Source organism: Sphingobium chungangianum (assembly GCF_977014255.1).
The window spans coordinates 1-20489 of sequence record NZ_CDRNIV010000006.1 but is presented as its reverse complement, the minus strand read 5'-3'; the positions used below and the strand labels follow the sequence as shown (position 1 = coordinate 20489).

Annotated in this window: 18 protein-coding genes and 1 tRNA gene; 12 read left to right on the top strand and 7 right to left on the bottom strand. The window is 61.1% G+C overall.

Annotated features, from left to right (window positions below; translation table 11 throughout):
• Positions 1–8 precede the first annotated feature (8 nt).
• The 5 genes from ACWNC0_RS06970 (at position 9) to ACWNC0_RS06950 (ending at position 5334) form a co-directional block, all read left to right on the top strand.
• On the top strand, positions 9–446 hold the full coding sequence (locus ACWNC0_RS06970; protein WP_449470556.1) for a very short patch repair endonuclease: 438 nt from the start codon (positions 9–11) through the stop codon (positions 444–446).
• Positions 447–809: 363 nt separating this feature from the next.
• Entirely contained in the window at positions 810–1703 is an 894-nt protein-coding gene (locus tag ACWNC0_RS06965) for a phosphorylase family protein (protein WP_449474557.1), read from the top strand.
• Position 1704: 1 nt separating this feature from the next.
• Positions 1705–3516, top strand: coding sequence for a HEAT repeat domain-containing protein (locus tag ACWNC0_RS06960; RefSeq protein ID WP_449470554.1), 1812 nt, complete (start codon positions 1705–1707; stop codon positions 3514–3516).
• A gap of 183 nt (positions 3517–3699) precedes the next feature.
• The gene (locus tag ACWNC0_RS06955; protein ID WP_449470552.1) at positions 3700–4143 is read left to right on the top strand and encodes a deoxycytidylate deaminase; all 444 of its coding nucleotides are present in this window, start codon (positions 3700–3702) and stop codon (positions 4141–4143) included.
• Between the two features lie 414 nt (positions 4144–4557).
• On the top strand, positions 4558–5334 hold the full coding sequence (locus ACWNC0_RS06950) for a 3-keto-disaccharide hydrolase (protein ID WP_449470550.1): 777 nt from the start codon (positions 4558–4560) through the stop codon (positions 5332–5334).
• Positions 5335–5379: 45 nt separating this feature from the next.
• On the opposite strand, the gene putA is transcribed toward ACWNC0_RS06950, so the two are convergent.
• A complete protein-coding gene (gene putA / locus ACWNC0_RS06945; protein ID WP_449470548.1) occupies positions 5380–8985 on the bottom strand; it encodes a trifunctional transcriptional regulator/proline dehydrogenase/L-glutamate gamma-semialdehyde dehydrogenase in 3606 nt (1201 codons plus the stop codon).
• A gap of 337 nt (positions 8986–9322) precedes the next feature.
• Between putA and ACWNC0_RS06940 the strand changes: the two genes are divergently transcribed.
• Complete coding sequence (locus tag ACWNC0_RS06940; RefSeq protein WP_449470547.1) at positions 9323–10687, top strand: aspartate aminotransferase family protein; 1365 nt, start codon at positions 9323–9325, stop codon at positions 10685–10687.
• An 81-nt stretch (positions 10688–10768) separates the two neighbouring features.
• Here the strand turns inward: ACWNC0_RS06940 and ACWNC0_RS06935 are convergent, their stop codons facing one another.
• The 4 genes from ACWNC0_RS06935 to ACWNC0_RS06920 all read right to left on the bottom strand — a co-directional run bounded on the left by ACWNC0_RS06935 (position 10769) and on the right by ACWNC0_RS06920 (position 14241).
• Positions 10769–11596, bottom strand: coding sequence for a DUF2182 domain-containing protein (locus ACWNC0_RS06935; protein WP_449470546.1), 828 nt, complete (start codon positions 11594–11596; stop codon positions 10769–10771).
• Positions 11586–12218: a DUF1326 domain-containing protein gene (locus ACWNC0_RS06930; protein WP_449470544.1), complete on the bottom strand. Its 633-nt coding sequence runs from the start codon at positions 12216–12218 to the stop codon at positions 11586–11588. The genes ACWNC0_RS06935 and ACWNC0_RS06930 overlap by 11 nt, the downstream gene beginning before the upstream one ends.
• 174 nt (positions 12219–12392) lie before the next feature.
• The gene (locus tag ACWNC0_RS06925) at positions 12393–13154 is read right to left on the bottom strand and encodes a LuxR C-terminal-related transcriptional regulator (protein WP_449470543.1); all 762 of its coding nucleotides are present in this window, start codon (positions 13152–13154) and stop codon (positions 12393–12395) included.
• 532 nt (positions 13155–13686) lie between these two features.
• A complete protein-coding gene (locus ACWNC0_RS06920; protein WP_449470542.1) occupies positions 13687–14241 on the bottom strand; it encodes an outer membrane protein assembly factor BamE in 555 nt (184 codons plus the stop codon).
• 88 nt (positions 14242–14329) lie between these two features.
• Here ACWNC0_RS06920 and ACWNC0_RS06915 point away from each other — a divergent pair, with 88 nt between their 5' ends.
• Genes ACWNC0_RS06915 through dinB form a run of 3 tightly spaced genes read left to right on the top strand, consistent with a single transcriptional unit; the run spans position 14330 to position 16508 of the window.
• The gene (locus ACWNC0_RS06915) at positions 14330–14845 is read left to right on the top strand and encodes a ubiquinol-cytochrome C chaperone family protein (protein ID WP_449470540.1); all 516 of its coding nucleotides are present in this window, start codon (positions 14330–14332) and stop codon (positions 14843–14845) included.
• Entirely contained in the window at positions 14842–15372 is a 531-nt protein-coding gene (locus tag ACWNC0_RS06910; protein ID WP_449470539.1) for a YceD family protein, read from the top strand. The genes ACWNC0_RS06915 and ACWNC0_RS06910 overlap by 4 nt, the downstream gene beginning before the upstream one ends.
• Before the next feature lie 56 nt (positions 15373–15428).
• Positions 15429–16508, top strand: a complete 1080-nt coding sequence (dinB, locus tag ACWNC0_RS06905; RefSeq protein WP_449470537.1) for a DNA polymerase IV — start codon at positions 15429–15431, stop codon at positions 16506–16508.
• Positions 16509–16514: 6 nt separating this feature from the next.
• Here the strand turns inward: dinB and ACWNC0_RS06900 are convergent, their stop codons facing one another.
• The gene (locus tag ACWNC0_RS06900; protein WP_449470535.1) at positions 16515–17309 is read right to left on the bottom strand and encodes an EipA family protein; all 795 of its coding nucleotides are present in this window, start codon (positions 17307–17309) and stop codon (positions 16515–16517) included.
• Positions 17310–17542: 233 nt separating this feature from the next.
• Here ACWNC0_RS06900 and ACWNC0_RS06895 point away from each other — a divergent pair.
• Positions 17543–17634, top strand: a tRNA-Ser gene (locus ACWNC0_RS06895).
• 32 nt (positions 17635–17666) lie between these two features.
• On the opposite strand, the gene ACWNC0_RS06890 is transcribed toward ACWNC0_RS06895, so the two are convergent.
• Positions 17667–18647, bottom strand: a complete 981-nt coding sequence (locus ACWNC0_RS06890) for a polysaccharide deacetylase family protein (protein ID WP_449470533.1) — start codon at positions 18645–18647, stop codon at positions 17667–17669.
• A 102-nt stretch (positions 18648–18749) separates the two neighbouring features.
• On the opposite strand from ACWNC0_RS06890, the gene cofE reads away from it, so the two are divergent.
• Positions 18750–19505: a coenzyme F420-0:L-glutamate ligase gene (gene cofE, locus ACWNC0_RS06885; RefSeq protein WP_449470532.1), complete on the top strand. Its 756-nt coding sequence runs from the start codon at positions 18750–18752 to the stop codon at positions 19503–19505.
• A complete protein-coding gene (gene cofD, locus ACWNC0_RS06880) occupies positions 19502–20434 on the top strand; it encodes a 2-phospho-L-lactate transferase (protein WP_449470531.1) in 933 nt (310 codons plus the stop codon). Before cofE ends, cofD begins: the two co-directional genes overlap by 4 nt.
• The last annotated feature ends 55 nt before the right edge of the window (positions 20435–20489 follow it).

The window sequence follows — 20489 nt, the reverse complement described above, 5'->3', positions numbered from 1 at the left end:
GAACGCCTTTGGTCGATTTTCTGAGCCCATCCGAGCGCTCCGAGCGCATGTCTCGGATCCGGTCTAAGGACACGTCGCCTGAGCTGGCGCTTCGGCGGGCGCTGCATGCGCTGGGTCTCCGGTTTCGCGTGCATGGCAAGCTCTTGCCGGGCAAGCCAGACATAGTCTTGCCAAGGTTCAAGACGGTGGTCTTGGTACACGGATGCTTCTGGCATCGGCATGCTGGATGCAAGGTCGCGACTACCCCCAAGAGCAACACCGCCTTCTGGCAGGAAAAATTCGACCGGAATGTCCAGCGTGACGTGAGGAATGCCGCAGCCCTCGAAGCGCAGGGATGGAGGGTAATCGTGGCATGGGAATGCGAGCTAGGCTCGCGAGGCAAGGCTGGCGAGGCCGCGCGCCGCATCGCTGCCGAGATCGACCATGTCCCGAGGGAAGAGGCATGAGCCCCTCGCAACAGGCAAGGGCGTGGAAGGCCATGGACATTCCTTCGTCCCGTGTTTTGGGGAGAATGGCAATGCTGGGGGCTGACGAGTGTTGATTACCACTGAGAGCTCATTCGTGATTTCTATCGAGAATACTTAGTGGAAACTTATAGGCGCCCCAGGTCAGCTCTCAGTGGCAATCAACACCTCAGCAGCAACTTTCATTGTCTTTTGGGTCTAGGCAGGGGATGCACCCGCAGGAGGCAAAATGGAACAAATGGGGAATATTCAATTGCTTTCGGCACATGCCGGTGCCAAGGGGAGCCGTTGGGGTCGGAGACGTTCAGGCATGCAGATTCGATTGGGGTTCCGCTGGTGAAACGCATGCTCGCCTCCCTCCTGGGTTCCCGGCAAGCGACATCGAGCGAAGTCGTGGAAAGAGTTGCCCCGACAGGACGCGTCGGGCGCGTTAGGGTCGGGATAATCACGATCATTGAGGAAGAATTCGAAGCCGCGAAGTCGGTCTTCGGGTTGCACCACAATGTCGCGGGGACGCCTTATTTCGTCGACGACGACCGAGGCATGAGGGAGTGGGACCTTGCGCTGATCCAGGCGTCGGACCGCTCCAACGTGCCCGTGTCCGCCGATGCCACCGACTTCATGGAAGACCTGCGACCTCAGGTGATGATCCTGCTGGGCGTCGCGGGCGGCCTTTGCGATGCTAATAACCAAGGCCGGGACGGAATTCGCACCGGCGACGTCGTGTTCGCCGATCAGGTCAACTACGTCGAGTTCCTCAAGATCGACAACAACGCCGCCAGGGTTCGCACCTACGCCATCGACCATCCGTCGGAACCCCTGCGCAAGAACGTCTGCGCGCCAATCTCGAAGACTTTCAACATTCGCGACGCGCTGGACGTGGACCACCAGCCCCCCGATGCCGGGGCCCCGTGCAAGATCCACGTGGGCGGGATCGTGTCTGCCGAGAAGGTGCTGGGGGACGTCCACAGCCCGGTGCAGAAGCAGTTGCTCGAGCCCTTCGACAAGCCGCTTGCGGTTGACATGGAGTCCATCGGAATGGCCAGGGCCGTCTGCCACGGGCGGGGATCGTTCTGGTATCATCCTCGCTATGTGATCGTTCGGGGCATCTCGGATCTGGTGGCCGACGGGGAAAACAACGAGCAGCGCGCACAATGGAAATCCTTCGCCGCGCACGCCGCTGCGCTGGTCGCAAGGCAGTTCGTCCAGACCCTTCCGCCCGATATTGGAGGGATTTGACATGCCGCAACCCAAGCCAGAGGATTTTCGCGAACAGGTTATCGCCTCGGCGCGCAGCCTTGTTGCCTCGTGGAAGGCGCACGAGCCGGCATTTTCGCTCCTTACCCGCTGGTCGCGGTCCTACGACAGCATTTTCGCGGGCGAGCTTGGTACAACGCTTCGCGAGGACGAGGTGCTCGACCACTCGCTTTCCACGGGACGGGCAATCTTGTCTGGCCGGGGCGGGGATGGAAAGACCTGGTTGCTGCGACGCTTGTTCAGGTGCGCGATCGATGCCGGCGTCGTGCCGGTATTCATCGACTTGAAGCAATGGACAGGCGCGGACTACGAGCGCTGGAAGGAATGGACCCAGGACAATGTCGGTGCCGGCGCAGACTTTCTCGTCCGCCGCTTTTCGGGGCTGGGGCTCGGCATCATTGACCTTGATCGCCTGCCGCCCAACGTTCGCAAGATCATATTCGTAGACGGCCTGAACGAGATTACCGCCAAGGTTGGCCTGGAAGTACTCACGGTGCTCGACGAGATCGTGGCGTTTTACATGAATACCTCGGTCATCGTCGTGGATCGCCTCGTCCGCAGGGAACTGCCAAGCCCAGCCCGGTGGTGGATTGGAACGCCACTGCCGCTGGCCGCCGACGAGATCCGCCGGCACCTGCCCAAGGATGCTGCGGTGGTTGAGAACGACCTGCGGTCCTCCCCGTTCTTCCTTGATGCAGCGTTGCGGTCCGGGACCTCCGGCGAAGGTCGCGTGACGATGCTGGATACGATGATCCACGAACACTTCGGACTTGCCGATGCCGAGGTCGGGACAGTCGCCGAAGCTTGCTTTGCTGCATACTCCGCTGCACGATCCCGGATGTTCGACGTCGTGTCGTTTAGGGAGACGGTGGGCCAACCCATCCTCGACAAGCTCGAGCAGTCCGGCGCGATCAGGATCGACGACACGAACGGATTCTTCCAGCACCACATCGCGCACGACTTCCTTGCCGCAACCTATGTCGCGCGGCTCGACCCCGCCCTCTGGACGCCAGGGCTGTTCCGGGAGTTGAGCTTCGATGCCAGCTCGTTCGACGCAGTCGAGTTGGCGTTCGAGCAGCTCGCGGAGGGGCCCGCGGACTTGTTCCTGCAGAAGCTGTATGACTGGAACCTCTATGCAGCTGGCTATGCCCTCGCGCAAAGGCGACAAGATGACACCCCAGTGGGCGCAGAGATGCGGACCGTGATTCTCGCGATGCTCGGCGACAAGTGCTTCGACCCTGTCATTGCTACCCGCCAACGCGCTGCGGACGCCTTGCGTCTTATGCAGATCGAGGAAGCAGGCCCTTTTCGTCAGGCGACGACCCTCGCCGAGCTTTGCGCCATAGTCGATGCCGTTGGCTCCGACATTCCATGGTTTAACGAATGGAAGGAAGTGTTTCGAATATCCGAGACACAGGCCATTGAGCTCGCAACGCTGGCAAAGATCCTGGACGAAAACTCCATCCTTGGCTGGACCGTGGCAAACGTCGCCAAGAGGGTCGCCGACGGCGGATGGATCCTGCCCCAGTTGGCCGAATGGCTTGCGGCCTCCCCCAATGCGACGGTGAGGTGGAGGATCGCCCACGTGCTCGGGGCAATCCCAGAGCAAGAAGCGCTTCATTGCCTTGGAGACCTGGTAGACAACGATGCCGACGAGGACGTCCGCTACGGTGCGACAAGATCGCTGGTCGAGCTTGCCACCATCGCGAGTCCGGAGCTTAGGGGGAAGCGAGCGCCGCGATCGCAGAGCGAGCGTCGGCTATCTCGAGGTCTGACCGGATTGCACGTGAACTGAGGTCCAGCCTGCTCGTCGAACCCTCAGTCGCTCCGCCTGAATGGCTGTCCTTCGTGCAGGCTTGCGTACAAGCGATGTTCCTCGCAACCGAGCGCCTTGGGGACCGGGATTTATGGCGCGGGTGCCTGAACGAGGCGGAGAAACTGTATGCCCCGGCACCGGTGGTGCAGGAGGGCGCGCACCATGGCTGACTGGGACCAGAGGTTCATGGAGCTGGCCGGCTTTGTAGCCGGCTGGAGTAAGGATCGGAGCCGTCAGGTCGGCTGCGTGATCGTGGCCCCGGACAACAGCGTCCGATCGATCGGGTTCAACGGGTTCCCGCGCGGTCTAAACGATGACCATGATCACCGGCATGAGCGGCCGGCCAAGTATTTCTGGACTGAGCATGCCGAGCGGAATGCTATCTATGCGGCTGCACGCAACGGAATTCCGCTCGCTGGCTGTCGCATGTACCTGCCCTGGTTTCCCTGCGTCGATTGTGCCCGGGCTATCGTCCAGGCAGGCATATCAGAACTTGTGAGCTTGGCTCCTGAGTTCTCCGACCCGCAGTGGGGCGAGGGATTTCGCGTTTCGGTGGATCTCCTGGAGGAAGCAGGCGTCGCTGTTCGCTTCATTTCCACACCCTAGCGAAATCGCTGGAGCGCCCCCGCGTTGGCTGCGACAAGGCGGTAGCAAGGGACCCGAACCCTATCGTCCGTGCTCGTCCAGCCTTTTCCACGAATTGAAAGCATGCTAATGCTGCCTGTGGCGACTTCGCAAGTCCATGATTTTACTGCGAAATCAACCGCTTAGGCAGAGCCCCAGAAAGCTCTTCTGGCACCATTTTTGGACGCTAAAGGCGCCAAGCGAGCGACTGATATTACAGCGCTTTCGACAGAAAATTGCCGGACGCTGTCCCGCGAAATCCAATTATAATCTCCAGTAATATATCGCTTTTGATGATCCTTCCGGCGGTGCGGGCGGTACCCGGCTTGACCAAGCAGGACTTTTCGCGACCATGCTGTTAACCGCCGAACCAGCGCATCGACATTGGAGAAAAGCATGGATCAGAGGACCGGACGTCGGACGTTCATCGCCGCAGCGACCACGTTGACGCTATTCCCGCGCTTGGCCGTGGCGACGCAACGGCCAGAGGCACCTGCACCAAAAGCCATGCCCCTGATGCCCCGGCCGGTTGACGGTGATGGGCCGGGGTTCAGATCCTTGTTTGACGGTCACACTCTGGCGGGCTGGCGCGGTGATCCGCGATACTGGCGCGTGGAAGACGGCTGCATAGTTGGCGAAGTGACGCCGGACACACTGCTTCGGAGCAACACTTTCCTGATCTGGGAAGGCGGGAGGCCCGAGGATTTCGAATTGAAGGCGGAGTATCGGATCACCCCTGAAGGCAATAGCGGCGTCAATTACCGCAGCACCGTTGTCAAAGACGCGATCACGCCTACCAATCGCTTCGCCATGTCGGGGCTACAGTTTGATATCGACGGCCGGAATCTCTTCACGGCCATGGTCTACGAGGAACGGGGGCGCGGCTTTATCGCCCGCCGTGGTCAGTTTGCGCGAACAACGTCACCGCCGTCGCAAATAATCTGTTCCATTGGTGAGCCCGGCCCTCTGAAAGCAGCGATCAAAGCGGAATGGAACGAAGCCCATATCATCGCCAAGGGTCCGGCAATCTATCATTTGTTGAACGGCCAATTGATGGCGGCGGCGATCGATGAGTCGGCGGATCGTCGGCGCAAGGGCGAGATCGGGATGCAGGCGCACGTAGGTCCGCCGATGAAGGTGGAATTCCGCAACATCCGGTTGAAGCTGCTGTAGCGCAATCCGTGAAGGGATCGGCTATGGAAGCGTCGGCGTTGGCGCTTATCCGATCATCATTAGGCTGGCATTACCTCCAGCAGCGGTCGTGTTGATGGAGATCGACACTTCTTCAAGCAACCAATCGCAATGATAGGCAAGGGGCTGGTCCGGCTCAGCTGCGTGAACGGATATGATCGGCCCCGGCATCGCCGTGACTTCCGCCACGGCTCGGGCAACGGCTGCCCTGTGTCCTTCCACCAGCGCAACTGCATAAGGCCCGTCAGGCAGGCCAGCGAATGCAGCGGCGACATTTGGGGGCAAATCGTCGGGAAGCGCCTCCGCAACCACGCCCCGGTTCCCGGTCGCAAGGATGACGGCCATCTGTTCGAACAAGCCATCTCGGCTCTGCGGCATCATCAACACCTGACCACGGGGATGCAGGCTGTAAAGGTTGCGTTCCCCGACTGGTCCGGCGAGCGCGCGTTCCACTCCAAGAGTAGAGGCGGCGGCATAGGCACGAGCTTTCCTCGCGCTGCCGATTTCTCCCTTTTCTTCCAGCCAATCCGCGAAATCATGGATGGGTGAAACAGGATGCCGCGACTTCCATCCACATGCGAATGGCCGCGTCACCAGTCGGTTAAGATAAAGCGGCCCGCCAGCCTTGGGTCCCGTTCCAGAAAGCCCGCAGCCCCCGAACGGCTGGACGCCGACAACTGCGCCGATCATGTTGCGGTTCACGTAAAGGTTGCCCGCCCTCACCCGCGATGTGACATAAGAGATGGTCTCATCGAGCCGGGTGTGAAGGCCGAAGGTCAGCCCATAGCCAGTGGCGTTGATCGAATCGATCAGCGTGCCCAACCGCTCCCGGCGAAAACGCACGACATGCAGGACCGGGCCGAAAACCTCCCGCTCCAACTCGGCTATATCGTCGATCTCGATAATCGTTGGCGCGACGAAGGTGCCGTGTGCCGCCTCGGCAGGCAGGGTGAGTTGATCAACCCGTTTTCCGCGCTCGCGCATTCTGGCGATGTGCTGATCGATCGTCCTCTTTGCTGCCTGCGTGATCACCGGGCCGATGTCCATCCTCAGCGCATCGGTGCTGCCAACGCGCATTTCCCGTAACGCGCCCTTGAGCATCAAGAGAATGCGATCCGCCACCTCTTCCTGCAGGCAGAGTATGCGCAGCGCCGAACAGCGCTGACCCGCGCTGTCGAATGCGGAGACCAGCACGTCCGCCACCACCTGTTCGGCGAGAGCAGACGAGTCGACGATCATCGCGTTCTGCCCGCCCGTTTCGGCGATAAACGGAATAGGATGGCCTGCGGGTGAAAGCCTCTTGGCAAGCTGGCCCTGAATCAGTCGCGCAACGGCGGTCGATCCCGTGAACATCACGCCTGCAGTTTCCGGCGCCACCACTAGAGCGCTGCCCAACGCGCCATCGCCCGGCGCCAGTTGAAGAGCATGCCGGGGCACGCCCGCCTCATGCAGAAAGCGCACGGCCTCTGCCGCGATCAGTGGCGTTTGGACTGCGGGTTTTGCCAGCACCGGATTGCCTGCAACCAGAGCGGCGGCGACCTGACCGGTGAAGATCGCGAGGGGAAAATTCCACGGACTGATGCACAGGATCGGTCCCAGAGGATCCTGCCCGGCGCCAAGATTGGCCCGTGCCTGCGCCGCATAATAGCGGAGGAAATCGACCGCCTCGCGAACCTCCGCGATCGCGTTGGAAAGAGATTTTCCGGCTTCGCGGATCAACAGGCCCATCAGGATGAGCATGCGCGCCTGCATCGCGTCGGCGGCGCGTTCCAGAATGGCTGCGCGCTCCTCCACCGGCCCGCTACCCCAATCGGATGTCGCGGCACGGGACATGAGGGCTGCGGCGTCCCCGGCCGCCAATTCCACCACCGTGCCGACCCTGTCCCGATGATCGGCTGGATTGCGTATGGCGCGCGCCTCCCCTGAACCGAAGGTCGGCGCCGCCATCCATTCGATCGCGGCGCTATCGCGAAGGGCCTGCGACAGGGCGGCGAGCGTGCTTTCATCGCTAAGGTCAAAGCCGGTTGAATTGCGCCGATCGGGATACAGATCGGCAGGCAGGGCGATCAGGTCATGCTTCGCGCCGGGATGGGGCATGGCACGGACCACCTCGGCCGGATCAGCGATCAGGTCATCGACCGAAACCGCCGGGTCCGCGATCCGATGGACGAAGGAAGAGTTGGCGCCATTCTCAAGCAAGCGGCGGACCAGATAGGCTAGCAGCGTCTCATGCGTGCCAACCGGCGCATAGATGCGGCACGGGCGGTCGAGATTTTCCTTGCCCACGACCTGTTCGTATAGCGGCTCTCCCATGCCGTGCAGGCACTGAAATTCATATTGGCCGACGCTGAAATCCGGCCCGGCAATGCGGTAAATGGTCGCGAGGGTCTGCGCATTATGGGTCGCAAATTGCGGAAAGATCGCATCGGGGGCCGCAAGCAGCTTTTTTGCGCAAGCGATATAGGCGACATCGGTGTGCGCCTTGCGCGTGTAGACCGGGAAGTCGGCAAGGCCGTCCACCTGGGCGCGCTTGATCTCCGCGTCCCAATAGGCGCCCTTCACCAGACGGACCATCATGCGGCGTCCTGCACGCCGGGCAAGATCGATGATCCAGTCGATGACGAAGGGGCAGCGCTTGCCATAGGCTTGAATGACGAACCCCAGGCCATCCCATCCTGCCAATTCCGCGTCTGTCGCCAGACTTTCGAGAAGGTCAAGGGAGAGTTCGAGCCGGTCCATTTCCTCGGCATCGATGTTGAGGCCGATATCATAGCTTTTGGCGAGCAGAGCCAGTTGCCGCACGCGGGGCAGCAATTCCCCCATCACCCGATCCGCCTGAGAGCGGGCATAGCGGGGATGCAGCGCCGAAAGCTTGATCGAGATGCCGGGGCCTTCATACACGCCGCGTCCGCGCGCCTCCTTTCCGATCGCGTGAATGGCACGCTCATAATCGGCATGATAGCGGTCGGCATCGGCCCCGGTCGTCGCCGCCTCACCCAGCATGTCGTAGCTGTAGCGGAAGCCCTTCGCTTCCAGCCTGCGAGCTCGCTTCAATGCCTGCTCGATCGTCTCGCCCGTGACGAACTGTTCGCCCATCATCCGCATGGCGAGATCCACGCCGCGACGGATCACTGGCTCCCCCGCGCGCGCCACCAGCCGGGTCAGCGCGGCGCCCAGCCCATCATCATCGACGCTGCCGACCAGCTTACCGGTCACGACCAGGCCCCATGTCGCGGCGTTGACGAACAGTGATTTGCCACCGCCCAGATGCGATCCCCAACCGCCATTAGAAAGCTTGTCGCGGATCAATGCGTCGCGTGTCGTCTGATCGGGGATACGCAGCAAGGCTTCGGCGAGGCACATCAGCGCCACGCCCTCTTCACTGGAAAGTGAATATTCCTGGATCAGCCCTTCCACGCCGTTGCCCCTGTGGTTGGCGCGGAGCGTGGTCACGAGCAGGCGGGCGAGTTTTCTGATCGCTTCGCGATCCGATGGCTCAAGAGTCGCGGCTTCCAGCAGCGGCGCGATGCACGCGGGCTCTTCCCGCCGGTAGGCGGCGGTGATCGCTCGCCGAAGAGGTGACTGGGGACGTATGGGCGGCGCAAAGCCTTGGAAGGGCACGCGTCGGGTCATGGCAGCTCCAACTACCCTCCATCATTGGGCCTAAGAATCGCATATATGGATGGATTGACCCAATTCAGCATCCCGGTCGGGGAAAAGCTGGAAAATCACTCTATCTGGACTTGTTCGCCGCCTTCAATCGACGGAAATCTCAGACAAACCGCCCCGTCCCATGATCATGTGTTGATAAGTGTCCACAAAATTCTTATGCATCCGGCGGGCACGCTACTTCCCTGCATGGATGAGGGTAAGTCGATCCCCACATTCTGCGCGTAATGGTCGTCGGGCGCATATCCATCTCCGGGACGGCCGAAATGTCAGTTTCTAAAAGATCGGAAGCACGAAGATAATGTACGATCCCAGAGAAAATGCTGCAGCTGATATTGCAGCTCACCTCCACTCCTTCACGAATTTGGCGACCCATCCTGAGGTCGGCCCCCTTGTCATAACCAAGGGCGACGGCGTCTTCGTGGAAGACGATCGGGGGAACCGCTATCTTGAAGCTGTATCAGCGCTGTGGTGCGCCTCTCTGGGCTTCAGCAACGAGCGTCTGGCCAAGGCGGGCAGCGAAGCGCTGCGTGGATTACCCTATTATCACACCTTCACCGGCCGTTCCAATCCAGCCGTGATCGCGCTGGCCAACAAGCTGCTGTCGATCGCGCCCGTGCCGATGTCGAAGGTGTTCTTCGCCAACAGCGGATCTGAAGCAAACGACTCTGCTGTGAAGCTGATCTGGTATTATCATAATGCCATCGGCAAGCCGGAGAAGAAGAAGATCATCGCCCGACGCAACGCCTATCACGGCGTTACCGTGGCGTCGGCCAGCCTGAGCGGGCTTGTCACCAATCATCGCGATTTCGACCTGCCCATCCATAATATTCTGCATACCGATTGCCCGCATTACTTCCGCTACGCCGAACCGGGCGAAAGCGAAGAGGATTTCGCGACTCGCCTCGCCGACAATCTTGAAAAGCTCATTCTGGAAGAAGGTCCGGAGACGGTCGCCGCCTTCTTCGCCGAACCAGTCATGGGTGCGGGCGGGGTGCTTACGCCGCCGGCTACCTATTTCGAAAAGGTCCAGAAGGTACTGGCGAAATATGACGTGCTTCTCGTCGCGGACGAAGTGGTGTGCGGCTACGGCCGGACGGGGGAGATGTTCGGTTCGACCACTTTCGGCATGAAACCCGATATCCTCACCACGGCGAAGGGGCTGTCATCTGGTTATGCACCGATCTCCGCCGTGATGGTGAATGAGAAGGTCTATGCGCCGATCGCCCGGAACAGCGGCACCATCGGCACCTTCGGCCACGGCTTCACCTATTCGGGCCATCCGGTCAGCTGCGCCATCGCGCTGGAAACGCTCAAAATCTACGAAGAAGATAATGTCGTCGGCCACGTGCAGTCGTTGATGCCGCAATTCTCGAAGGCGCTGCGCAGCTATGAAGGCCGCAAATATGTGGGCGAAGTGCGTGGGGTCGGCTTGGTCGGCGCTATCGAGCTTTATGCCGATCCTGAAAACCGGACCAGCTTCGACCCCGCAGTAAAGGCCGGGTCACGCTTGGTCGAAATCGGGCTGACGCAGGGCCTGATCGTACGGGCGCTAGGCGATACGATCGTCTTCTGCCCGCCGCTTATCATCACCGCCGAAGAGCTTGACGAGCTGTTCGCTCGGTTCGAACGTACGATGGCTATCTTCGAAGAAACCATCGGCTAACAGCCCGGCATCGGAGCAACTGCCGCACGACGCAGCGGTTGCTCTGATCCGGCCCCCGGTTGCCGCGCGGCTCACCCGTCGTCAGCGAAGCGCGACAAACAGTGCCGCGAAAAGCAGGAATGCAGCGGTCCACCGGTCCAACCGCCAGCGCGGCGGCGCCATCTTCTGGGCTGCGACCAGGCATGTGAGGAATGCGATCCAGGCGAGATTCATGACGCCGCCCGCAAACAGCAGCATCATCAGCGCCCAGCAGCAGCCCAGACAATAAAGTCCATGCCGCATGCCGATCTGGAACGCGCCGCCTGCACCGGGGCGCCAGTAGCGATGAATGAAGATGAGCGGCGACTGGCAGTTTTCCAGGCAACGATGCTTGGCGGGCGTCAATTCATAGAGAGCCGCCACCAGCAACAGGCCAGCAGCGCCCATGCGGCCACCCAGAGACAGCGTCGCGGCTGACAAATAGCCACCATGCAGCAGCAGGGCCTGTGCGCCAGCCGCGATCGCTGAAAAACTTATCCATATGAGCAGATAAGAGCCCATGACCATAAGGCTGTGCAGCAAACGCGCATAGTCACTGGTCGCTCGATCAATCCGCGCATGCAGCAATATCATGGGCGCGGCGGAAGGAAGCATCATGGCGACCATCATGATCGACCACATGGCGAAGGCGGCGAGAAAATAGCTGGACGACAAGGGCTGGATGGCCATGGGCATCGCGCCCATCGGCATGTCCGCCATCCCTTCCCCCGCCATGTCCCCCATTGAGGCGTCCGGCGTGGAAAGGAGCCACATCCAGGCCATCATCACCAGCAGCAGCAGCGCCGCTCCGACGATCAGGTTGTTTCGCGACAATAGCTGATGGACAACAGAAGGGGTGCCGTCTGGTGGTGGCACCGGCCTAATGGACAACGCCACTCTCGGTCAGGTGAAGCTCGGCGAACTGCGCATGGGAATCGCTGAGCTGCACATCGACCGGCCCCTGGGTTTTCGCCCAACCGCGACCGACCTCGCACACATCATATTCAAAACCCTGGGGCAGGTTGATGCGCGCGCGATGGGCGTCTCCCGTGACCGGATTGACGATCGGCTCGCCACGCGCATCGATCCAGCCGGGAACGTTCAGCCGGGCGGATCGGCCGTCAATGTCCACCCGTAAGTCTATGGGCGCGAATACGGGATCGTGCACCTTGGTGTAGGTCGTGGCAAAAACCTGGAAGAAGGTGGCGCCAGGCACAGTGTCCAGCCCGCTCATGATGCGCAGCAACGCTTCTCTCTGCGTCGGGTCCGCCCGTTCATCGACGATCGGAACGGCTTCGCCCATGCCTTCATGGATCGGCCCCGGCCAGGCGACGATCAGGCCGATGCGTAAGCCCGACAGGTCGGTGTCATCATGATGGCCCTGTTCGATGTCGATCGCGGCAACGGCCTGACAATGTCCATGCGTCGGCAACGCATTGAATTGGCAGGGACAACCATAGGCGCAATTGCAGTGGACAAATTCCTTGCCCTTGATGGTCCAGCGCGTGGCCATGGGACCTCTCCCGCCTTGAGTCTTGGACGGGGTCAGCATAGCAGCTTTTGCTGTTGTTCAACAGGCCGAAGCCTGCTCTGCCTTGGGCTTCTGAGGCTCCTGCGTTTGCGCGCAGGAGCCTCATTCAGAATTTATGAGGGGGTGACCGCAGCCCTTTTCGGGCGACGATCCAGTTCAGGCACGGCTAAGCGGCATGGCAGCCATTTCAAGCGGCGGCAGCTGCGCGGGATGGGGGATCGTCACCTCCACTGGCACTACCGGCTCTACCTCCGGCACCCGTCCACGCATTCCATGATTGGCTGCCCAGATCGCAGCCTGGGTGCGGTTCTTGACGCGCAGCTTGCGCAGCACCGCCTTCACATGGACCTTCACCGTCGCCTCGCTGATTTCCATTCTCTTGGAGATCACCTTGTTGGGGCACCCCATGATTAACCAGCGCAGAATTTCCAGCTCGCGATCCGACAGGCTGGCGGCATCGACTGGCCGTTCAACCTCCAGCGCGTCCGTGAGTGTCGGTCGCGACTGCAATTCATCGGCGAGTTGCGGTGGGAGCACCCGTTCGCCCATCGCCACCAGATGCAGCGTCGCCACCAGGCGGTCGCAGCTGATTTCCTTGATGATATAACCCATTGCACCAAGCCGGAAGGCCTTCAGCATCGTCTGGAAATCGAACCGGTCGGACAGAACCACCAGATAGGAACAGGGAAATCGCCGTTGAAGGACGGCGACGCTGTCCGCATCAAGTTCTTCGGTTCCATTATCGACCAGGAGCAGCGACGGTCCGGTATCTTCTTCCGGCACCTCCGCCTTCTGGAGTGCAGCGGCAATATTGGGATATTGGTTAACCCGGAAATCTCGTTCAGTGAGAATCCGGCTCAGCCCTTCTCTAACAATTGCATTACCGCACAACAGACGCACATTGACTGGGTAAGCCATTGGGTATTCCCCTCATGATCCCTTCCACCTTCGTTAGCAGGCCCCAAACGAAGCGTGAAAGACCAGTTTCCAAATGCCTGCAGTGCGACCCTTTCTTTTCGTTTCAATAAGTTATGACTAGCATATTTGCGCGACAAGAGTCCTGAACTGCTCGCGGAAATTTGGGGTTAGTGTCAGAATTCACTAACGAACTGTTAATGCGTTATATTCTGACTTTAACCTTATGTAGTATGCCGTACGTGCAGAGCGAGATATACTACTTTAGTCTTACGGCCGACGACACTGATCGAGCATATGCCTGAGCCGTCGCCGTTGCGAGTCTCTATTTGTTAACGCGAAAAATTAACCATGTTTCCAAACGAGTCCAATGACTTGGATCGCCGGAATTTTTTGATGTCGCCGCTGCTGGCGCGCAAGCCTGCTCGAGACTCGCGAAGGCGGGGCTTTCTTGCCACAGCCGCCAGGGGGAATCCGGTAATAAGGCTTCCGCTAAAAGGGAGCGTCGACCCCGGACAGTCTTGCTATCCTGTCCTTAGGAACCGTTAGGACCGCCACCGCCGGTATTGCTGCCGCCACCGCCGCCCATGCCACCGGCTCCCACCGTGCCGATGTTCCCGAAAATCTCGTCGAACAGGCTGCGATGACGGCCAAGGGTCGGCGTCTTGTCGCCCGCGGGCGATATCTTGGCGACCTGCTCAAGCCCCATGCGATCCACGGCAGTCACATTGCCCGCCGGGTCGAAACGGACATGCAAAACGGTCTGGGCCACGGGCTTGGGATTGGAGAAGGCAAGCGCCCGCATGTCGCGCGACACATAATACCAGTCCTGATCACCGAATTGCGCGGTGAAGCTGGGTCGGCCCAGCGTTCCTTCAACGGAGGCACGGTTGTCGATGCCCGGCTGGATCGAATCGACCAACAGCTTGTCCACCTGATAGCCCTGATGCGTCCGGATGCGGGTGCAGGCGGATGTGCCGAGGACCAGCGCGCCAAGGCCGACGGCGAGCAACAGATGTCGGCTGAACTGACGCATGAACTTCTCCTGCCGGGACAGGCCCCGGGAAAACGCGAAAACCAAAGCCGCCATTGCATCGCGCGGCCCGCCGATCAATATGGAAATGCGCGACCCCCGGCAAGGGGGCCTCCGCTCAGCTCAGCCAGGAAACTGCTTCGACATGCCAAACCTATTCCAGCGCCTGTTCGCGCGAACCGATCCCAAGGAAGCGATGCAGCCGCTCTATCAGGCCATCGTCCACGAGGGGCGTCAGCCGCACTGGTATATGGAAGGCCAGGTCCCCGACACCATGGACGGCCGGTTCGACATGATCGTCGCCATACTCGCGCAGGTGCTGATGCGGATGGAAGCGATCGGCGCCGCGCAGGAGAGCGTTTGGCTGACGGAATTATTCGTCGATGACATGGACGGCCAGCTGCGTCAGGAAGGCGTGGGCGACGTCGTGGTGGGCAAGCATATCGGCCGGATGGTGAGCGCGCTGGGCGGCAGACTGTCAGCCTATAAAGCTGCACTACTGGGCGAGGCGGAGCTGCGGGAAGCGCTGGAGCGCAACCTGTATCGTGGCGCGACGCCGGGTGATGGTGCGATCAATCATGTCGAATCTCGCTTGCGATCGCGCTGGGCTCGGCTTTCCGCGTTGCCGCTGGACGCATTGCTGACCGGAGATATTGGATGAGCAACCCTGCACCCGAATTCTCTCGCCCGGTGCGCGCTGATCAGATCGTGCGGCATGCGCAAGGAGTGACGATCACCGCCGACGCCAACGAGCGGGAAGCACTGGCGAAGCGTTTCCATCTGCTTTCGCTCAGCCGCCTTGAAGCCGATTATACGCTGAGCGAAAATGATAGCGGCATCGAGGCACGCGGGCGCGTGCGGGCGGAACTGGCCCAGCCCTGCGTCGCTACCGGCGTGGCCGTGCCCGAGAAGATCGACACCGAATTCCTGCTGCGCTTCGTCGCGGAGCGCGGCGATGAAGGCGATGACGAAGAGATGGAGATCGATTCGGAGGATTGCGACATCATCGGCTTTGATGGGCAGACAATCGACATGGGGGAAGCGGTCGCCGAAACTATGGCCTTGGCCATGGCGCCCTATCCCCGTTCTGCCGACGCAGACTCCTATCTGCGGGAAGCGGGCGTCCTTTCGGAAGAACAGGCCAGTCCTTTCGCTGTCCTCCAGTCTTTGAAGGACAAGAAGTCCTGACCTGACGACACCTTCCGCGTTTTGCTTTCGTTCCTGCTGTGGCATAAACCCCTGCCATGGATTCCGGGCCGCGCAAGATCATCCATATCGACATGGATGCCTTTTATGCGTCGGTCGAACAGCGCGACGACCCAACCTTGCGGGGCAAGCCGATCGCCGTGGGCGGAGGCGGCCCGCGAGGGGTCGTTGCCACCGCCAGCTATGAGGCTCGCACATTTGGCGTGAAATCGGCCATGCCCGGCGCGCGGGCGCGGCGGCTCTGTCCGGACCTTCTGTTCGTGAAGCCTCGGTTCGAAGTATATCGCGCCGTTTCGGCTCATGTGCGGGAGATTTTCGCCCGCTTCACCGACATCATTCAGCCGCTGTCGCTTGATGAGGCTTATCTCGATGTCACGGTGAACAAGCCGGGCCTAGCCTCCGCAACGGTCATCGCCCAGGAAATCCGACGCATGATCCACGAAGAAACGGGCCTCACCGCCTCGGCGGGCGTTTCCTACAACAAGCTGATAGCCAAACTCGCTTCAGATCAGAACAAGCCGGACGGCATTTGCGTCGTGCGACCCGGCGAGGGAGCAGGCTTCATGGCGGAGATGCCGGTGCGACGCATCCATGGCGTGGGGCCGGTGACGGCGCGGCGGATGCAGGCGTTGGGGATTGAGACCGGCGCCGACCTTCGCGAGCGGGACCTGCCTTTCCTCCAGCAGCATTTCGGCAGCGCCGCCCCCTTTTATTATCGTGCCGCGCGCGGGGAGGACGACCGACCCGTCCACGAGCGGCAGGAAAGGAAGTCCGTCAGCGTTGAGGACACATTTTTCGACGACCTGATAACGCAGGACGCGCTGGTCACAGAAATAGACCGTATCTCGCAAAGCCTCTGGGGAAGGATCGAGAAGAGCGGCGCCTATGGCCGCACCATCGTCCTGAAAATCAAATTTGCCGATTTCCGAATCATCACCCGGTCGAAAAGCATGGGCGCCCCAGTACGGTCGCCCAACTTGCTGGCGGAAACGGCGCGTGCCCTGCTACTCGCCCAGCTGCCGCTACCCATGGGGGCTCGGCTGCTGGGTCTTGGGGTGCATAATCTCGACGCCGAAGAGCCGGTCGAGGGAGGCCAGCAGCTTAGCTTTGTCCTTTAAACCAGATCAGAAAGGCAGCCAGTTCCGCTTTTCCGTGAACTTCATGTAACCAGCATTGATGCCCAGTCGATAACCAACGCCCAGACGGATCGGGATCAGCACGACGCTGCCCCAACGCAGGTAGCTGGCTGTGAAGCCACCGACGAGATAGGCCGTGCCTTCGGCAGCGGGGAAGCGGTGATAAAGGTCCTGCGTGTCGTAGAGATTATAGACCAGGACGAAGGTGTTGGACGCATTGCCGCCCACATCGAAGCCGATGGATGGCCCGGTCCAATACACCTCCCGCTTGCCTTCCACCTTATGGTTGAGCGTGCCGGATCCATAGCGCAAGCCAACGACAAAGGCGCCGGATGCTTCCCGACCGGCAATATAGGCGTTGGGACGCCCCTGATCCTTCAGGATCTTCTCGATCATGCCGGCAAGCCCCTCGGCCCCCTTGCCAAAGACGCCCTCGGCCGCCCCGATCAGGTCATCTTCCTGATAGGATTCGCTCGGGCTCAAGGCGGCGGGGGGCGAGTTGGACGTTACCGGCGCGCCGGTGGCGGTGCTGTTCGCCGCGGGCGGGGCATAATCCGGCGTCGTATTGCTGGGGGGCGGAACGCTGTGGTCGACGCCGGGGTCGGTCGGGGTACTGTTCGCGGGCGGAACGGGCGCGAGGTCCGCGTCGATCGCGGTGTTGGGATCGACCGTGCGCACCTGCGCAGTCGCAACAATTGGACTGAACGCCATGCCCGCGGCGGCAAATGCCATCGCACCCCGCCGCACATTGCGAGCCGCCGCACGCCTTAAAATCCCGATCATGCCCGCTACTCCCCGAATTTTCCGCTCTTCGACCAACTATCAGATTATCGGAAAGCAAGCTGAAACGACAATGAACGAACGGCGACCCGAGTCGATTCTGGGCTGGAACGAATCCAGCGGACAAGTTTGTAAGAATTTCATGGCATACACCCGTTGCCTTGCGCGAAAGCCACCGTTATAGCGCTTCTCGCCTAGCCGCTGTCCCGCCCCAAGCGGGTATTCAGGCCATGTTTGGAGACGTGGGTGAGTGGCTGAAACCAACGGTTTGCTAAACCGTCGTGCTGAGAATTCGGCACCGAGGGTTCGAATCCCTCCGTCTCCGCCACCTTTCCGTAAAATCCCGTCCGCCGCCGCTGTTCAGAACGGTATGAAGCGGCGTTCGTAGCGCCAGCTGGCCCATAGCTGCTGAACCATCCGGCTGGTGGTGCGAAAACGGTCGGGCGGGACGCGGCTGTGCGAGGGGTTCGCCTCTGTCGCCAAGCTGGGCGGCAGGTCATGAAAACCACCGACACGAAGGCCCGTCAGCTTCACAGCCTCCCGGCAGAGAGCGGTGAACCGGCGCATTACTGCATGATTGGGACGTTGGCGGTCGCGGGTCAGCATTTCGAAGCTATGCGTGACGACGACGAACGCGGCATGCCGCTCGCCCACCGCGTGGCACAGCCCGGTGCGCATCTCCTTCGCCGACATCGCGCAAATTTGCGCAGGGCGAAAGCTGCCGGGCCGGTCGGTGATGCCCGAAACTGGAAGCTCACAGACACCGAAGCTGCGCGTTGGTGCGACCTGATCGCGCGCACCGTTGATGCGGCAGCCATAGCGGTGATAGGCGGGGTTTACGCTGCTGTCCCACGTCATGCCGACATGAGCGAGGGCGCGCAGCGTATCGTCATTGGCACCGAAATTGCCTGCTCGAAAGGCCATGGGCGCAGGCGCTCCGGCTTCCTCCAGCCATTGCCTGCCCAAGCGCAGCAGGGTGATCTGATCATTCATCGAAAAGTCACCGATATTGCGGCCCAGCCTCCCTTCGACAGGGGAGTGGCGCGCCCAGCGGAGCCATTCGCTGTGAACGTGCAGTTGCACCTCGTGCCCCCGGTCCACGATCGAGGCGACGATGGGCTTCAAAAACTCGGTTCCATAAACCAGCGCGGGCATCGGATCGACGAAGAACACGCCTTTGAGGCCATGCCTTTCCAGCTCCGCCATCTGCCAGCCGACGCCATAGGCTTGGCCCCGAGACTCTGCCCAGATGGACAGGCGGATATTATCCTCCAGACTTATTCCCCGCTCGTGAAGCAGTGACGATAATTCTGTGTCCACGGTGATCAGCAGGGCAGTCATTGCCGATGTCCCTACCCCATCCATGTTAAGGAGCCGTAACGCCGCCCTAACTATGGCGACAGGGCGGCTACCCACTGGACCAGTCGCGCGCTACATCGCCTTATGATTTCAATTCACCCGCTGACCGGCATGGCTGAAATTTGTGCCGGTGATGATTTGGCCGTCCTGCTGCAAGACGCTTTGAAAATGGCAGGGCTCTGGCCGTTGCTGGACGGCGACGTGCTGGTCGTCACGCAGAAGATATTGTCCAAGGCGGAAGGTCGCATGGTCGATCTTGCCCAGGTCGAGCCGGGACCGGAGGCTCTGGAACTGGCGACAACCACCAAAAAGGACCCGCGCCTTGTCGAGCTTGTGCTGCGCGAAAGCGTCGCCGTCGTCCGTGCCGTGCCCCACATATTGATCACTCGTCACAGGCTGGGCCATGTCATGGCCAATAGCGGCATAGACCGATCGAATATCGGCCCGGGCGGTCCGGAACGGGCGTTGCTGTTGCCCCTCGATCCTGATGGCTCAGCTGCCGCGATCAGCCATGCCCTTACCGACGGCGAGATCGCGCCTGCGGTGGTGATATCCGACAGCTTCGGGCGGCCATGGCGCTACGGGGTGGTCGGAGTTGCCATAGGCGCGGCACGCTTGCCTGCGCTGATCGACCGAAGGGGAGACAGGGACAGGGATGGCCGCCGCCTGGAAGTGACGCAGATCGCCTTGGCTGACCAGATTGCGACCGCCGCCGCATTGGTAACCGGCGAAGGGGCCGAAGGCATTCCGGCCGTGCTTATGCGTGGATTGCGCTGGCCACAGGGCGACGCGCCTGCAACGGCGCTTGTCCGGCCGCTGGATGAGGATCTGTTTCGATGAGCCGTATCGTGACGCTGACAGGTGGCGTGGGCGGCGCCAAGCTGGTGCTGGGTCTCATGCGCATTTGCCCGCCAGAACAGATTACCGCCATCGTGAATACGGGCGACGATTTCCGACACTTCGGGCTCACCATCTCTCCTGACATCGACACCCTTCTCTACACCCTGTCCGGTAAGGCCAATGCGGCGCAAGGCTGGGGCCGGGAAGGCGAGAGTTGGAGCTTCATGGACGCCCTCAAATCCCTGGGCGGCGAAGATTGGTTCCTGCTGGGCGATGGCGACCTAGCGCTGCATGTGCTGCGATCTCATCTGCTGGCGCGGGGAGAGACGCTGAGCTCGATTACCGCCAGCTTCGCTTCTGCATGGGGGCTGGACCTTACCATCCTGCCGATGAGTGATGACCCGGTTGCGACGCATCTCAACACCAGCGAAGGCGACATGCCCTTCCAGCGCTATTTCGTCGAACGCCGCTGCGCGCCAGAGGTGCGGGCCATTCGTTTCGAAGGCGCAGAGCGCGCTATACCGGCGGCAGGCGTGATCGAAGCGATCACCGCCACTGACACACGGGCCATTGTGATAGCACCGTCCAATCCCTGGCTGAGTGTCGATCCGATCCTTGCGGTGCCTGGCATCCGGGAAGCGTTGGCTTCCGCTCGCGCGCCGGTTGTTGCGGTGTCGCCGATCGTCGGGGGCCAGGCGGTCAAGGGACCCACCGCCAAGCTCATGCAGGAGTTGGGCCTGACCGTGACCAATAAAAGCATCGCGGCCCATTATGCCGATGTGATCGATGGGCTGCTGATCGACGAACGCGACGACGCCTCTGACATTTCGATCCCACACGACGTTTGCGACACGCTGATGAAGACGCTGGAGGACCGGGAAAGAGTTGCGCGCGCCGCCCTGGCACTGGCGGACCGGATCGCCAGCTGAACCGTGCGCTGCTGGATCGTCATCCCAGTCAAGGCGCCGCAATTGTGCAAGACGC